Here is a 15531-nt window from a genome sequence, read left to right as displayed (position 1 = left end):
TGCCGCTCCAGCGCCTTTTGCGTCCGCAGCATGGTAAAATGTGACACTATCTTTGCGTATCGTCCGCTTCGCGATAGAACCCGCACACCGACCGAAATGTTAGGAACAAAGATGCTGACCTTCATCCGTACCGGTGCCCTGCTGGGTTCCGTTTCGCTGCTGGCTGCCTGCGCCGCCGCCGATCGACCCGATGCGGCCGCCATTGCCGAGCAGACCGCGACCGTGGGTGAGGCAGCGGTGGGTGCGGTCACTCCGGCCCCGGCAAGTGCGCCGCAGATCGGCAGCTTTGGCTTTGACGTGGCGGGCATGGACCGCGCGATCGCGCCGGGCGACGACTTTTACGGCCACGCAAATGGCGGCTGGGCAAAGAACACGCCCATCCCTGCGGACAAGTCGAATTTCGGCATGTTCAGCGTGCTGAGCGACCTGTCGACCGAACGAACCCGCGCGCTGCTGGATGAAGCGCGCGCGCAGGGCGAGTCGAAGATCGGCACCGCCTATGCCAGCTATCTCGACAGCGCGGCCATCGATGCCAAGGGGCTGGCCCCGATCCAGCCATGGCTGGGCCGGATCAAGGCGCTGAACGGCAAGCCGGCTTATGCCGCGCTGCTGGCAGAGGCGGACCGGATGGGCATTGCCGGCCCCATCGGCAGCTATGTCGGACAGGACGACAAGGATCCCGAAACCTATATCCTCAGCATCTTTCAGGGCGGGCTGGGGATGCCGGACCGCGACTACTACCTGTCGACCGACGCCAAGCTGGCGGAAACGCGGGCGGCCTATCAGGCGCATCTGACGCGGCTGCTGACGCTTGCCGGCGAACCGAACGCGCCCGCGCGGGCAAAGGCCGTTCTTGATTTCGAAACCGCGATCGCCAGGGCGCACTGGACGCGGATCGAAAGCCGCGACAGCAACAAGACCTATAACAAGATGACCGTGGCCCAGCTGGCCCAGAGCGCGCCGGGTTTCGATTTCGCAACCTATTTCAACGGCATCGGCGCGCCAGTCCGCGAGCTGATCGTGGCCCAGCCCAGCGCCGTTGCGGGTGAGGCAAAGCTGATCGCCGCCGCGCCGATTCAGGTGTTGCGCGACCAGATGATCATACGCAGCCTGGAAAGCTATGCCGATGTGCTGCCCAGCGCGGTCGACCAGGCGGTCTTTGCGTTCGAGGGCACCGTCCTGTCCGGTACGCCGGAACAGGAGGAGCGCTGGAAGCGCGCCGTGAACTTCACCAGCCGCGCGCTGGGGGACGAGGTAAGCCAGGTCTATGTCGCGCGCTACTTCCCGCCGGAAACCAAGGCCGCGGCCGACACGCTGGTCAAGAACGTCATCGCCGCCATGGACCGGCGCATCGACCAGCTCGACTGGATGGCGCCGGAAACCAAGGTGAAGGCGCACCAGAAGCTGGCCGCCTTTACGCCAAAGATCGGCTATCCCGACCGCTGGCGCGATTATTCCGACCTCAAGATCGTCGCGGGCGACGCCTTCGGCAACAAGGTGCGGGCGGCGCAGTGGGCGCATAACTGGAACGTCGGCCATCTTGGCAAGCCGTTGCAGCGCTGGGAATGGGGCATGACGCCGATGACGGTGAATGCCTATGCCAATTTCGGCATGGTCGAAATCGTCTTTCCCGCCGCGATCCTTCAGCCGCCCTTCTTCGATCCCAATGCCGATCCGGCGGTCAATTATGGCGGCATCGGCGCGGTGATCGGCCATGAACTGAGCCACCATTTCGACGACCAGGGCGCGAAATATAACCAGGAAGGCCGCCTGACCGACTGGTGGACGCCCGCCGATGTGGCCGCGTTCAAGCAGCGCACCGACGCGCTGGTCGCGCAATATGACGCGTACGAACCGCTGCCTGGCATGAAGGTGAAGGGTGCGCTGACACTGGGTGAGAATGTCGCCGATCTGGCCGGCCTGACCGTGGCGCACGACGCCTATATGACGTCGCTGAACGGCAAGTCGCCGCCGGTGGTCGACGGCTTCACCGCCGACCAGCGTTTCTATCTGGGCTGGGCACAGGTGTGGCGCCGCAACTATCGCGAGGCGAACCTGCGTCAGCGGCTGCTGACCGACCCGCACGCTCCGTCGGAACAGCGGGCATGGATCGTCCGCAATCTCGACCCCTGGTACCCGGCGTTCAAGCCCGCGCCCACGTCGAAGCTGTTTCTGGCGCCCGACGCGCGGGTGCGGATCTGGTAAGCTGACCAGCCGGACCTCGGCCCCTCACCGCCCGCTCAGGCGGGGGTGAGGGCGGGGTTCTCAGCTCACACGAAAAGCGCGGCCGTGATTGCCCTGCGACCTATCGTTTGCAGCGGTCGTAAACAGCCTTCAGCCCTGCGATCAGCATTGCGCCGCTAAAGGGTTTGGTGAGGACGTCGGTGCAACGATCGTCGCTGAACTTGTCCTTCACCGCATCCATGCCGCCTTCGCCCGCGATCAACAGGGGCAGGTCGGCGTAGAGCGCCCGCAGCTCCAATGCCAGCGCATCGCCGGCGCGGTCCGCCAGGTTCATGCCGATCACCACCGCGTCATAGCGCCCCTGCGCGGCGCGGACCTTGCCAAGCGCTTCGGTCGCGTTGGCGGCTTCTTCGACGCCATAATCGGCGTTCGCCAGCGCCTCCGCCGCGAGCAGGCGGACCGTCGCATCCGCCTCGACGATCAGCACCCGACGCGAGCGGCCCGTGTCCAGCACGTCGCGGATCTTCTGCGCCAACGCGCTGACGGTGAAGGGCTTGGCGATCATCTCGACGCCCGCGTCCAGCCGTCCACCATGAACGATGGCGTTTCTCGTATAGCCTGAAGTGTACAGCACCTTGAGCTGGGGGTGGGTCTGGCGCGCCAGATCCGCCAGTTCGCGGCCCGACATGTTGGGCATCACCACGTCCGTGAACAACAGATCCACGCTGGCGCCCTGTCGTTCCAGCAGGCGAAGCGCCGCTGGCCCGTCATGCGCCTCGATCACATGGTAGCCCAGGTCGCGCAGGCAATCGACCGAATAGGAGCGGACATCGTCATCATCCTCGACCACCAGGATGCATTCCTGTCGTGGGCTGACCTCAAGGCCGGCGGTGATCTCTCCGCTTTCATCCGGCTCGCCACTCATCAGGCGGGGCAGGTAGATCTTGACCGTGGTCCCGTGATCTTCCTCCGAATAGACCTTTACGTGGCCGCCCGACTGTTTGACGAAGCCATAGACCATCGACAGGCCAAGCCCGGTGCCCTTGCCGACCTCCTTAGTCGTGAAAAAGGGTTCGAAGGCGCGGGCGATGGTTTCCTTGTCCATGCCCTGACCCGTGTCGGACACTGAAATGACGACATATTGTCCCGGCGCGACTTCGGCATGGGCGGCCGAATATTCCTCGTCCAGCCGCGCATTGGCGGTTTCGATGGTCAGCGTGCCGCCGCTGGACATGGCGTCGCGCGCATTGACGGCGAGGTTCAGGATCGCACTTTCCAACTGGTGCGGGTCGGCTTCGGTCCGCCACAGGCTGGGGCTGGTCACCACTTCCAGATGGACGGTTTCGCCAAGCGTGCGGTTCAGCATGTCGGACATACCGCTGACCAGCTTGTCGACGTCCAGTGCCTTGGGCGCCAGCGGCTGCCGGCGGGAAAAGGCCAGCAGGCGCTGTGTCAGGGATGCGGCACGCTCGGCCCCCTTCATCGCGTTGTCCAACGCGCGGCGGGCGCGGCTGTCCGTCACGCCGCTTGCCTCGAGCGCGCGTCCGGCCATGTCGATATTGCCAGTCACGACCGTCAGCAGATTATTGAAATCATGCGCGATGCCGCCGGTCAACTGGCCCACGGCCTCCATCTTCTGCGCCTGACGAAGGGCTTCCTCCGCATTGTCGCGGCGCGCGATTTCATCGGCAACCCGCTGTTCGAGCGTGGCGTTTATGTCCTTCAGCATCTGCTCGTCGCGCTTGCGGTCGGTGATGTCGATCGCGGTGCCGAGCACCCGGCGGCAATTGCCTGCATGGTCGAAGATGGCGCGCCCCTTGGCCGCAACCCAGCGGATGACGCCATCTTCCTTGCCCACGGTTCGATATTCGACGTCGTACAGGCTGCGCTTGGCAGGGTTCAGCGCGTCAGCGAAGGCTTCTGCAGTGGCGTCGAAATCGTCGGGATGCAATCCGGCGTAGAAGTCGGCGATGGAGTAGGCCGCATCGTCAGAGACGCCGAACATCGCTTTGACCCGCGGCTGCCAGAACAGGGTATCGCTTTCGACGTCGAAGTCCCACAGCCCGATTTCGGCCATGTCGGTGGCGAGCCGAAGCTGCTCCTCGTTGCGGTTCAGCCGCTCCTCAGACTGGCGACGGTCGTGAATGTCGATGACGGAGCCGACATAGCCGAGATACTCGCCATTTTCGCCAAAGCGCGGGCTGGCCGCGTCAATCGCCCAGCGATAGGCGCCCGATACGTGCCGCAACCTATATTCCAGCCGAAACGGGGCCCGCTCAGCATTTGCGCGAAGAAACACCTCTTCCGCCGCCTTGCGATCATCCGGGTGCGTGGCCTCAAGCCATCCGAACCCTTCCGCCTCTGCCTCCGTCTGGCCGGTGAACTCATACCATTGGCGATTGAGATGGAGGCAATAGCCGGTCGGGTCGGTTACCCACATCATGACGGGCGCGTGATCCGCCATGTTACGGAACCGGCTTTCACTTTCCGCCAGCGCCGCCTTGCGGGCCTTTTCCTCCGTCATGTCGCGCACTTCGATGATGGTGCCGACCGGATTGCCGTCGTCGTCGGGGATCGGGGACGCGGTGAACGCCACGGGGTAGAAATGCCCGTCCTTGTGAACGAACACTTCCTCGCCCTGCATGCGGTCGCGTTCGGGGAAAGCCTGGTCGATCGGGCATTCCTCAAGCGGGTAATGGCTGCCGTCCGGCCGCTGGTGGTGGACGACATCGTGCAACGGGCGGCCGAGCGTCTCCTCCAGCTTGTATCCGGTCAGTTCCTCGGCCGCCTGATTCATGAAGATGCAGTGCTGGTGCTCATCCATCAGGAAGATCGCCATCGTTGTATTATTAACGATGGCGTTGAGACGGCGTTCAGCAGATTGCACGGGGGTAACTCTCGATATTAATTTGGGTTGACGGGCTTTTAACCGCCGCTGACAGCAACACCACCGGAATCTTTTTGAAGATCGACGGTATTTTGCGACCGGGACCCTTTTGTAATCGAGAATGTTCCCTTTCGGGAAACCGATTCAGTGTCGGCGCCATCATGAGGGGATGATGATTTTCGTCCTCACGAACAAATTGTACGCAAATTGAACAATCGTCACTCGTCTTTGGGCGTATCGGCTGTTCGTTCTGAAAGGATCGAACATTCTGCAAAAAGGCGCTAGGAGTGCGGCAGGCCTAACGGGAGATAATCGATGATCGGCAATGGCATGACCCGGCGAACCTTCATCGAAGCGGGGGGCGGGGTGGCTACTGCGTCGCTCGCCATGGCAGCGAGCCCTGCCGCGGCATTGCTTCAGTCAGGCGGCGCGACCGTGAAGGGCCAGCCCCTGCCGGACGGTGTGAAGCTTCCGACAGTCGCGCCAAAGCGCAAGCGTCCGGACAGCGTCGGCTTCGCGATCGTCGGGTTGGGCGGGTATGCCCTGAACCAGATGATGCCCAGGTTCGATCAAGCGGAACGGGCGCATATTGCAGCGATCGTATCGGGCAATCCGAACAAGCTGACGCGCGTGGGTGACGCATATGGCGTGCCGGCGGACGCGCGTTATTCCTATGAGGATTTTGCGAAGATCGCGTCGGACGACCGGATCGACGCGGTGTATATCGTACTGCCAACCGGCCTTCACGCCGAATGGGTGACGCGGGCATTCGCGGCGCGCAAGCATGTGCTGTGCGAAAAGCCGATGGCGCTTTCCAGCGCCGAATGCGCACGGATGATCGCGGCCGGCCAACGGGCAAAGCGCAAGCTGATGATCGCGTATCGCTCTCACTTCGAGCCTTATAATCTCGAAGCCATGAAGCTGATGCAGCAGAAGGCGGCGGGCGATATTCGGCTCGTGCGGACCGAACAGTCGTATCGCATGGGGCCGACCAGCCCCAGCCAGAATTGGCGGACCAGCCGCGCACTGGCGGGCGGCGGCCCGCTTGAAGACTACGGGATCTACGGCCTTCAATCCGCGCTCTACCTGACCGGCGAAATGCCGGAGAGCATCAGCGCCACGACGTTTCGTCCAACCGGCGATCCGCGCTTTGCAGAGATTTTCGCACACGTGGCGTCACAATGGCGCTTCCCGTCGGGCGCGGTGGCGCAACTGGTGACGTCATATGATTCAGCGGGCACCAATTTCGCGCATGTACGCGGAACGACCGGGGCGCTGATCATGGACCCTGCGACCAGCTATTCAGGCCAGAAAATGCGGCTGGAGGGGCGTGATGACCGCGAATTCACGCCGGGTGATCCAAGCGTTCAGTTCGCCCGACAGCTCGATCACTTTGCGGACGCGGTACGTGACAATGCCGCCATCCGGACGCCGGGAGAGATGGGTTTGCGCGACCTGAGGCTGATCGAGGCGATCTACGCTGCGGCGGCAGACGGTCGGACGGTCAAGTTGGCCCCAGATGGCACAATGCGTGGCTGAAGCGCGCAGATTCGGGCACGCCGTGACCGGCCCTCCGCGGCTGCGGCGTGACCCTGTTTTCGGCGTGGTGCGGCGCTGGCAGGACGTCTGCCGTTCCGAGGCGCATCGGCGGGCTCTGTCAACGCACAGTTTGCGAACCGCGACGCTTGTTCGAAATCCCGTTGACCAAACGGACTGTCGGTAAAGAGATAGCCTTAGGAGAAATCCCTTAGCCGCTGATGGAAGGCGCGTATACGGTCCCGATAGGCAAGTCGAACGCCAGCGCAGCCGGACCGCAGCCCTTACCACATGGACCATCCGACCGCACGAGACCCGCGATCTTCGTCCTGGCTTTCGCGGCGCCCCGGCGTTTCCAAGCCGCAAACCGAAGCTATTCGAAAAGCGCCCTGTGGACCGGGGCAATCGCTATTGAGGGCCTACGAAGTTTTCTGAAGCAGTGCGGTCGTAATCTCTGTCACGGCCGGGCGGCCATATAGATAACCCTGGGCGAAGTTGCATCCGCGGGCGATCAAATAGTCTGCCTGCTCAGTGTTTTCGACGCCTTCCGCCACGACTTTTATATTCAGGCGCTGGGCTAGGTTAATGATCGTATCAACGATCGCTGCATCTTCCGGCTGTTCGCACATTTTCGCAACGAAGCTGCGATCGATTTTGATCACGTCGACCGGGAACATCTTAAGATGGGTCAGCGATGCGAAACCGGTGCCGAAATCGTCCAACGCAATCGAGATGCCCTGATCGTGAAATGCCGACAGCGTGGCAGCGACCTTCTCGCTGTCGCGCCCCAGCAACACGGTCTCCGTGATTTCGACCTCGATATGACGATATGGCACGCCGCGTTGCTTGAACGGCTCCAGGATGCGCGTTGCAAGGCGCTCATCGCGAAACTCGGCGGGGGACAGGTTGATTGCGATCCGGCCTGGATCAAGCCCCTGGTCCAACCACTTGTGCACATCGTCCGCGACCTTCGAAATCATCCGGTCGCTGAGCAACGACGCCAGTCTAAGGTCGTCGAACGCGGCCCAGATCGTGTCAGGGCCCTGCATGCCCAACGTGTCGTGCCGCCATCTCAGCAACGCCTCGAAACCGGCAATCGCACCGGTGGCGAGTGATATCTGCGGCTGGTGATGGGGAACGACGCGCCTCTCCCTGCCGACCATTCGGGCAACGTTGAGCATCGAGACCCGTCGCTGGACGCCAGCGCGCATCGACGCCTCGAACATTGAAAGCTCACCGCGCTTGGTCGCTTTGCCAACGTAAAGTGCAATATCGGCGGTCTTGAGCAAATCGTCCGCGTCCGCCCCGTCGCACGGATAGACGGAAACGCCCGCCGTGGCCTGGGTATCGCAGGAATGGCCATCATGCTCGAACGGTTCGCGCAGCGTGTCCAGCGCCCGCGCGATCAGTTCCGGCAATCCTTGGCGCGGGATCCGTTCGAGAAGCACGGCGAATTCGTCGCCGCCCAGTCGGCCCAGTGTGGCGCTCGGCCCAAAAGCGTCCTTGAGTCTGCTCGTGAAGGTCTTGAGCAATGCATCCCCGGCATCATGGCCGATGGTGTCATTCACTTCCTTGAGGCGATCGACGTCGAGCAGCACCAGCGCCAGGCCATGGTTGCCCCGCGCACGGGTGATAGCCGTTTCAAGCTGTTCGGTGAATGCGAACCGATTGAGGATTTGCGTCAGCGCGTCGTGTGTAGCGATCCAGCGGATGTTATCCTGCGCCAAGTGCTCTTCGGTCACGTCGCGGATCGTCACCAGCACACGGGTCAGCCGACCCGAAGACGCATGGAGCCGCCAGCCCGATGTTTGCATCCACCGTTCCGAACCATCGTCGGCACGGCGAACGCGAACCATCGTCTCGAAACGAGCCTGGGTGTCGCCGGCGCGGGCGGCGTGGACAAGTCCTTCCAGGAGGTGCCGGTCCTCCGGCACCACAAGTGACAGCGCGGTGGAAATGTCCGGCACAACGTCTTCGGCCAGCCCGACCATCCGTTTCAGCTCGGCTGACCATTGACTGCGGCCCGCAACAGCGTCGTAATCCCATATGCCAAGATTCGCAGCCTGTGCCGCCAGCCTGAATCGCTCCTCACTCTGGCGGAGCTCTTCCTGAGCGGCGCGGCGCTCCGTAATGTCGGTTGCGATCACGATGGTGGATTCAGGTTGTCCTTCCTTGTTCAGGATGAAGGACACATTCACCAGACACCAGACGGAGGAGCCATCCGGTCGGACATATCGCTTTTCGATCTTGAACGGCTTGCCAAGCGCGAGTCGTTCCGCGTGCTTCTGCTTAGACCGCTCGCGGTCATCGGGGTGCGTGAATTGTTCAAAATGAAGGCCGTTCAGCTCCTCGGCCGATCGCCCCACCAGGTTCCGGTACGCGTCGTTCACCAGAAGGACACGCAGCTGTAGATCGCGGTGGAGGATGCCAACACCGGCGCGGCTGAAGACGGCGTTTAGTTGAACTTCCCTAAGCCCTTGTGAAACATCGACTAGTTCGCCGGCTGGCGCATTTTCTGAAAACGAAGTCAAGTCCACGTCGGTCGGATCGCCAAGCGGTTGAACTTCAAATGGACCGATCACGCCATGACTTTCCTGCAAACGCGAACAACCGAACCCGGATATCGCTATAAGAGGGCATGATTAAACGCACGTCAAATGATCGATAGATAACTTATGATATTACTCCATAGTTAAACGCTACCCGACCCGATATTATTGGCGCCAGATCGGCCGTCGACAATCTCTCCGGTTTGCGCATCAGGCGCGCCGTCGATGATCACGCGGTTTCGACCTTCACGCTTTGCACGGTATAGGGCGGCATCGGCCGCCTTGATGAGTGCCGCGCCCTCGCGATCCATCAATGGCGACCAGCTGGCGACGCCGAAGGACATGGATGTCGCGCCAAGCGATCGGCCACCGTTGCGGATGTGCAGGGCGGAAATCGCCTTGCGCACGATTTCCGCCCGCGCCGCCAATTGCTGCACCGCCGTCCCCGGGGCGATGATCGTGAATTCCTCACCGCCGTAACGGCAGACGACATCTCCGTCCCGAAACCGGGAAACCATTTCCGCCGCCACCGCGCTCAGCACGGCATCCCCCGCTTCATGGCCGAATTCGTCATTGAAGCGCTTGAAATGGTCGACATCGCACATGATCACACTGAGCGGTTGAGACGAACGTGCGGCGCGGGCGATTTCAAGCGCCAGGGTTTCTTCCATGTATCGGCGATTGAACAGGGCGGTCAGCGGATCGCGGATCGTTTGTTCCCGCAGACCGCGCTGCAGGCGATGATTGACCAGAGCCGACGCGATGTTCTCGCTCAGCACGGTCAGGCTGAATCGTCGCTTGGGTGTGACGTCGCCGCGCAGATAGAAGACGCCGATGACCTCACCTGCGGCCAGCAACGGTTCGCAGTGATAGTCGGAAGCCTCGCCTTCCACATGTGTGCACAGGATGTCCGACCCCGGCTCACCCACGCTGTGGCTCTGCCCCCGGCGCAGCGCCCAGCACTGGTCAGGTGCAAAACCCGCGGCGTCAATGCAAATGCCTCCCCAGGTCGCAATCGGCACCAGCAAGTTGCGTGAGTTGTTATGGGCATAGAGCACGCCCGGCAGGTCAGGCAGAACGCGCGGCACGAAAACCTTGAGAACGGCAGCCAGTTCTTCGTCTGTCCGAGCAGCCTGCATTCGATGCGCCATGCTGCCCAGCAGTTCGATAATCTCGCCGCGTTCCTGCAGCTCGGCGGTATTTTGCTGAAGGGCGGTGTTCGCTTCCTGCAGATTCTTCGCACCAGCACGTTGTTCGGCAACCGCATGCGACAAGTCGTCGGCCATCCGGTTGTAGCCGGCCGCGACTTGGTCGAATTCGATCGACCCCAGTTCGCTGGTGATACGCGCCTCGCTCGACCCACCTGCCAGCGCTGCCATCGTTTCAGAAATCACGCTGATCGGCCGTCGGATACGCCGCGCCGAGAGGATCGTGATATAAAGTATGATCAGCAAGACCGCGATCACGCCGACGATAACGACGCGCGTCGTCGTGCGCAGCTGGCGTTCGACAGCGAGAATGCGCTCGTTTTGAAGACGGCGCTCCTCCGCGATGAACCGCTCGGCCGCCGAGCTGACGGTTTCCAGGCGGCTCAGTCCGTCGCCGTCGGCGATGACTTCCCGCGCGCGCTCGAACTCATTCACGCGGGCCAATCCGACAGTTTCGCTCAGATCACGCAAGTGGGTGGCAACGCTGTCACGTAGCGCACTCGCTGCGCCTTGCTGTGAAGGGTTGTCCGCAGTCAGCGTTACGAGGCGTGCGGCCTGTCGGTTTGCTGCGGCAACGTGGTCGTCGAATTCGCTTACAAACCTGGGATCTTGCGTCAGGGCGAATCCTCGCGATCCGGCCTCGGCCTTGTAGATGATTGCGGGCACGTCGCCTGCGGTTTTCAACACCGTCGCCGAATGGTCCAACCATCGCATTCCCGACCGGTTCACCTCAACCGCATAAAGCAGCACGCCCGCGAGCGTCATTATTGCGAGGCCGATGACGGCGCCGAACGCATAGTTGCGCTTTATAAGTGAGGAGAACATGAAGCTCGAATACGCGACAAATGGAACCGTCGCGTAAGCTTGGATACCGAAGAACTACGGTCATCGCGAACCGACTTCACCCCGCCGCGATTTTTGTGGTCGCGACGGCAGGAGAGGGCAGGGCGCCACGTGACAAGTGCAATGGTCGAGTGTTGCGCAATCGGCGCGGGCGTTGGATCGGACCAACCGCAAAAGCTGCCAGCGTTACAGATCCTCTTCCGTCTGACGCAGGGTTTCGCGAAGGACGTCGGCTGATGCCGAAAGCGCGGTCTGTTCTTCGTCGGTTAGTTCGGGCGTCAGCACCCGCAGGATTCCCGCCGACCCGATCAGGCAAGGCAAACTCAAATAGACGCCGTCAATGCCATATTGCCCGGCCAGCAGGGACGACACGGGAAGCACCACGCGTTCGTCGCGGTGAATCGCTTCGCAGATGCGCAAGATGGCCGATGCGACGCCGAAGGACGTATAGCCCTTGCCCTCGCTGACGGTGTAACCGGCGCGTATGACATCGTGCGCCGCACCCGCCCGGTCAAAGGCCTGTTCGTCGAGATAGGCGTCCAGATTCATGCCGCCGATGCGGACGGTGGAGTAGGCGACGACCTCGCTATCGCCATGTTCGCCCAACACCATGGCCGCAACCGCACCGGGCGCGACACCCAGCCGGTCTGCGATCCGTTTTCGAAAGCGGTTGCTGTCGAGGAGCGTGCCGGTCCCAAGTACGCGTTCCGGCGGCAGGCCGGACGCCGCTTGCGCGACCTGAGCCATCGCGTCCGCAGGGTTCGAGGCGACGACGATCACCCCGTCAAAGCCTGCGTCCATCGCTTTCCTGATGCAGTCGCGAACGATTGCCGCGCTCCGTCCGGCGACGGCGGTTCGGGCCTCACCCTCCTTGGGCGTTGCGCCTGCAGTGACGACGAGGATGTCGGCATCACCGGCGTCCCGGTAATCGCCGGACCAGATGCGGACCGGTGGCGCCATGGCGTTGGCATCCGCGATATCGGTCGCTTCGGCTTCTGCATGTGCGGGCGATTGGTCGATCAGCACGATTTCCGCGAAAAGCCCGCGCAGCATCAGGGCATAGGCGACCGTTGCGCCGACGTGTCCGGCGCCAACAATGGCGATGCGAGAGGTCATGGGCATGGTCAGCTTACCTCAAATTTGCAGCGGGCCGCGGCGGTCGGAAAGGGACGCCATGCCGTCCCCGATTGAACGACCGGCACGGCGAAACGGGACCAATCATTACGCATTCCGTTCCGGTAACGCCCGGCGCCGCACGGGAGCCGGGCGTTCCCATATGTCAGAGCGCCTTCGCCATTTCCGCTGCGTCGGTGACGTTCTGAGCGCCGCCCAGATCCGCCCCCGTGATCAGCCCGGCGCCCGGCCCGGCGCCCAGGTCGACGCCCGTTTCCGGGTTGCTGGCCGGGTCAGAGGCGGTTCGTATGGCCAGCTTGTCAGCGGCGGCCTGATCCGGCTTGGCCAATGCGACTGTTGCGGTACCGTCGCCGCCGTCAATCGGCATTGTCTGCTCAAGGTCGTCGATCCGTTCCCACTGATCGCCGCTGTTCCATGGGCCCGTTTCGTCGCCTGCACCCTGAGAGGTGTTCACATAGACATTCGCGTACTTCTCAATCCCGGGCAGTTTGCCGGACGGGAAGTTGTTCTCGATCGCGTAGAGCGCCTTTTCGAACGACTTCTGATGCGCGACCTCGCGCGTCATCAGGAAGCCGAGTGCGTCCTTGATGCCCGGATCGTCGGTGATGTTGATCAGCCGTTCATAGACGATTTTCGCTCGCGATTCCGCCGCGATGTTCGAACGCAGGTCACAGCTGGGGTCGCCGCGGCTGTCCACATAAGCCGCCGTCCATGGCACGCCGGACGAGTTGGTGAGCGAAGGGCCGCCACCGTAGAGAAGCGACTGGGTATGGCTGTTGCCGCCCGCCGTCATCGAGAGGTAAAGCTCGGCCTCGGTCATCGCGGCTTCCGCCAACTGGGCCTTTGCACCCTTGTTCAGCATCGCGACGATCGAGCCGATGACTTCGAGATGGCTCAGCTCTTCGGTCGCGATGTCGAGCAGAAGATCCTTCCGCCCCGGATCCACTTCACCCAATCCTTGCGTGAAGTAACGCATCGCAGCCGCCAGTTCGCCATCGGCGCCGCCGAACTGCTCCAGCATGAGGGAAGCGAGCACCGGATTGGGCTCGGAAACGCGCACGGTATATTGCAACCGCTTGTTGTGCATAAACATGTCGGAAATCCTCGAGCCTCAGCGGCCTTAGCTGAAGCGAACCGCGCGGCACATCGTTCCCGATCGGAGGCGCCCGGAGGCAATTGGTTGTTCTGCGCCAACCTATTGAGGGAAAACCAATTCCGATCCTCGGCACGAATGCGACGGGTCGTTCGCGCGGTCGCTCGCCCTATACGCCTGCACGCTTGGCAAGGTCGCCGATCGCGACAACGACCTGTTCCGGGACAGCGTAGTGGAACAGGTGGCCCTGTCCTGGAACCATGCGCAGTTCCGCCGCTGGTACGTCGCGCGCGAAACGCTCGGCATGCTTGTTGGTATGGGCAATGAGGTCACCTTCGCCCGCCATCACGATCAACGGTACGGCCAGCTTGTCATAGCGCCTGCTGATCTCGATCGCCGCCGGGACCATCATTGCAGTATCTGCGGCGGTTGCGCGAACCTGTGAAGGGCGCAGCATCAGAGCCAGCGGAACGCTTGCGAACTTTTTCGGCACGGGGGCCGGCGAGAAGCTGGCCTTGATCGCAGCCGGGGCGATCACCCGGCCAGCAAGTGGCGAAACGGTATTTACCATCACGTCGCCCAGCACCGGAATGGCGGGTGTCGACAGCGGCCATACGTCCGGCCGCGCTGTTCCATAGTAATAGCCTGATAGCAGCAACAGACCAGAAACCGCCGCCGGCTCTTCCAGCGCCATGGCCAGTGCGACCAGCGTACCCCAGCTGTGTCCGACGACAACCGCAGGGCCTTCGCCTAGTTCCTTTAGCGCTTTCGCAATCAGGCGCGCTTGGGCCGTTGGTGACCAGACCGTGGTTCGGGGGCGGTCGCTGTAACCGAAGCCCGGACGATCGAAGGCAATAACCCGATATTGCCTGGACGCGAGGCCGAGCACGCCGCTCGCTTCAAAATCCTGCAAGGTTACACCGTTGCCGTGTAGCAGGACCACCGTCGGGCCGCTACCTCGCGCGACATAATGGAGGCGTACGCCATCGACCTCGACGAATGAGCCTGCGGGCGGCGTCGCCAGTTCCGCACGGCGTTTGCTTGCCCGGTTGAAGATGAAGCTGCCAACCAGCGCAGCCGCGCCGGCCACACCGGCAATTGTACCAATATTATCCAGAGCCTTATCGCGCCAATTTAACGCAGGTTTATTTTGCTGCGGGCGATGGGCTGCATCTAATTCCGTTATCATTCCGCCTTAACAATTCCGCAGCGCACAAGTTTCCTGACTTCATGAGTTCATGCCGATTTTGAAGCACCAAAAGAATATGGTCTTTTTGCCGCTCGATGCGTTGGAGAGGTAGACGAGATTGGAAACCAGCATGTTGAAAAAGACCCCTATGCAAGCGGACGGCGGTGGCGACGTTACAAAGCGTGGCAACCCGACAGGTATCGGCGCTAAAAAAGAGCGATCAACTGAATCCAACGGTGGTGCGTATCCCAATCCGAATACCGACAACAAAGACGGCAACAAGGAAATCGGTACGTTCGGCGACCATGGCGGACAGTCAGGCATCGGTTATTCGGGGCCGGACAACGAAAACGCGACCACGAAAGGCAAGTGAATCTCTGCCCTGTCAAAGGACCGTAGCATGACCGTTATGGCACTATCCCGCTCATTTGACGGTGAGAATTATCAAACCGTCACGACATATGTTCAGGCGCTACAAGCCGCGCAGGGCGCGCCCATCGATCTGGCGATGTTCAGCAGCGATGCGGCCGGTTCCACCGGTTCCACGATCTATGTAACCGGGCGGGGGAGCGAAGGTGTTCAAACCCTGGTCGGCGGTTGGGACGAGGTAGCCCTGCCCACCGACCGGCCTTTGAAGCTGGTTGTGGGCGCCGAAGCGGTATTCGATCATTTCGGCATCACTACCACCGGTTGAGGCGGTGGATGCAAGGCGTGTGGAAACCGTGACCGACAAATGACCGGTCACGACGTAACGCCAGCTGCGACGGGAAAATTTCAGGCATAGGGCGGTGCCCTGTTCCAGTACCCATCAGGTTGTTTGACGAAGTCGTTCATCAACCAGGCGACGAAGCATCGTTTCCGACGGCGACACCTTGGCCAAGTAACCGGGCCCAAGCCGCAAAACTCAG

General features: G+C 62.0%; 10 protein-coding genes. 4 read left to right on the top strand and 6 right to left on the bottom strand.

Annotated elements, in window-relative coordinates; translation table 11 throughout:
• Positions 1-111: 111 nt before the first annotated feature.
• The gene (locus ACAX61_RS03515) at positions 112-2205 is read left to right on the top strand and encodes a M13 family metallopeptidase (RefSeq protein ID WP_370713433.1); all 2094 of its coding nucleotides are present in this window, start codon (positions 112-114) and stop codon (positions 2203-2205) included.
• A gap of 100 nt (positions 2206-2305) precedes the next feature.
• On the opposite strand, the gene ACAX61_RS03510 is transcribed toward ACAX61_RS03515, so the two are convergent.
• Positions 2306-5071, bottom strand: a complete 2766-nt coding sequence (locus ACAX61_RS03510; protein ID WP_370713432.1) for a PAS domain S-box protein — start codon at positions 5069-5071, stop codon at positions 2306-2308.
• Between the two features lie 315 nt (positions 5072-5386).
• On the opposite strand from ACAX61_RS03510, the gene ACAX61_RS03505 reads away from it, so the two are divergent.
• Positions 5387-6610 carry a Gfo/Idh/MocA family protein gene (locus tag ACAX61_RS03505; protein ID WP_370713431.1) on the top strand — a complete coding sequence of 408 codons (1224 nt, stop codon included), beginning with the start codon at positions 5387-5389 and terminating at the stop codon, positions 6608-6610.
• Between the two features lie 416 nt (positions 6611-7026).
• On the opposite strand, the gene ACAX61_RS03500 is transcribed toward ACAX61_RS03505, so the two are convergent.
• The 5 genes from ACAX61_RS03500 to ACAX61_RS03480 form a co-directional block, all read right to left on the bottom strand.
• Positions 7027-9189 carry a putative bifunctional diguanylate cyclase/phosphodiesterase gene (locus ACAX61_RS03500; RefSeq protein ID WP_370713430.1) on the bottom strand — a complete coding sequence of 721 codons (2163 nt, stop codon included), beginning with the start codon at positions 9187-9189 and terminating at the stop codon, positions 7027-7029.
• Between the two features lie 110 nt (positions 9190-9299).
• The gene (locus tag ACAX61_RS03495; protein WP_370713429.1) at positions 9300-11129 is read right to left on the bottom strand and encodes a sensor domain-containing diguanylate cyclase; all 1830 of its coding nucleotides are present in this window, start codon (positions 11127-11129) and stop codon (positions 9300-9302) included.
• A 264-nt stretch (positions 11130-11393) separates the two neighbouring features.
• Complete coding sequence (locus tag ACAX61_RS03490) at positions 11394-12329, bottom strand: L-lactate dehydrogenase (RefSeq protein WP_370713428.1); 936 nt, start codon at positions 12327-12329, stop codon at positions 11394-11396.
• A 157-nt stretch (positions 12330-12486) separates the two neighbouring features.
• Positions 12487-13434 (bottom strand): manganese catalase family protein, encoded by a 948-nt coding sequence (locus ACAX61_RS03485; protein WP_370713427.1) that lies wholly within the window; start codon positions 13432-13434, stop codon positions 12487-12489.
• A gap of 169 nt (positions 13435-13603) precedes the next feature.
• Positions 13604-14623: an alpha/beta fold hydrolase gene (locus tag ACAX61_RS03480; protein WP_370713426.1), complete on the bottom strand. Its 1020-nt coding sequence runs from the start codon at positions 14621-14623 to the stop codon at positions 13604-13606.
• A gap of 130 nt (positions 14624-14753) precedes the next feature.
• Between ACAX61_RS03480 and ACAX61_RS03475 the strand changes: the two genes are divergently transcribed.
• Together ACAX61_RS03475 and ACAX61_RS03470 are read left to right on the top strand one after the other, a co-directional pair.
• Complete coding sequence (locus ACAX61_RS03475; RefSeq protein ID WP_370713425.1) at positions 14754-14996, top strand: hypothetical protein; 243 nt, start codon at positions 14754-14756, stop codon at positions 14994-14996.
• Positions 14997-15023: 27 nt separating this feature from the next.
• Positions 15024-15317 (top strand): hypothetical protein, encoded by a 294-nt coding sequence (locus ACAX61_RS03470; RefSeq protein ID WP_370713424.1) that lies wholly within the window; start codon positions 15024-15026, stop codon positions 15315-15317.
• The last annotated feature ends 214 nt before the right edge of the window (positions 15318-15531 follow it).

This window comes from Sphingomonas sp. IW22 (genome assembly GCF_041321155.1).
GTDB lineage: Bacteria > Pseudomonadota > Alphaproteobacteria > Sphingomonadales > Sphingomonadaceae > Sphingomonas.
The sequence above is the reverse complement of the archived record's forward strand: the minus strand, read 5'-3'. Positions and strand labels throughout refer to the sequence as shown.

Bases quoted from the DNA above. Each gene is read 5' to 3' on its own strand.
- ACAX61_RS03515 (WP_370713433.1), top strand. From the start codon at position 112: ATGCTGACCTTCATCCGTACCGGTGCCCTGCTGGGTTCCGTTTCGCTG.
- ACAX61_RS03480 (WP_370713426.1), bottom strand. From the start codon at position 14,623: ATGATAACGGAATTAGATGCAGCCCATCGCCCGCAGCAAAATAAACCT.
- ACAX61_RS03505 (WP_370713431.1), top strand. From the start codon at position 5,387: ATGATCGGCAATGGCATGACCCGGCGAACCTTCATCGAAGCGGGGGGC.
- ACAX61_RS03490 (WP_370713428.1), bottom strand. From the start codon at position 12,329: ATGCCCATGACCTCTCGCATCGCCATTGTTGGCGCCGGACACGTCGGC.
- ACAX61_RS03470 (WP_370713424.1), top strand. From the start codon at position 15,024: ATGACCGTTATGGCACTATCCCGCTCATTTGACGGTGAGAATTATCAA.
- ACAX61_RS03485 (WP_370713427.1), bottom strand. From the start codon at position 13,434: ATGTTTATGCACAACAAGCGGTTGCAATATACCGTGCGCGTTTCCGAG.
- ACAX61_RS03475 (WP_370713425.1), top strand. From the start codon at position 14,754: ATGTTGAAAAAGACCCCTATGCAAGCGGACGGCGGTGGCGACGTTACA.
- ACAX61_RS03495 (WP_370713429.1), bottom strand. From the start codon at position 11,129: ATGACGCTCGCGGGCGTGCTGCTTTATGCGGTTGAGGTGAACCGGTCG.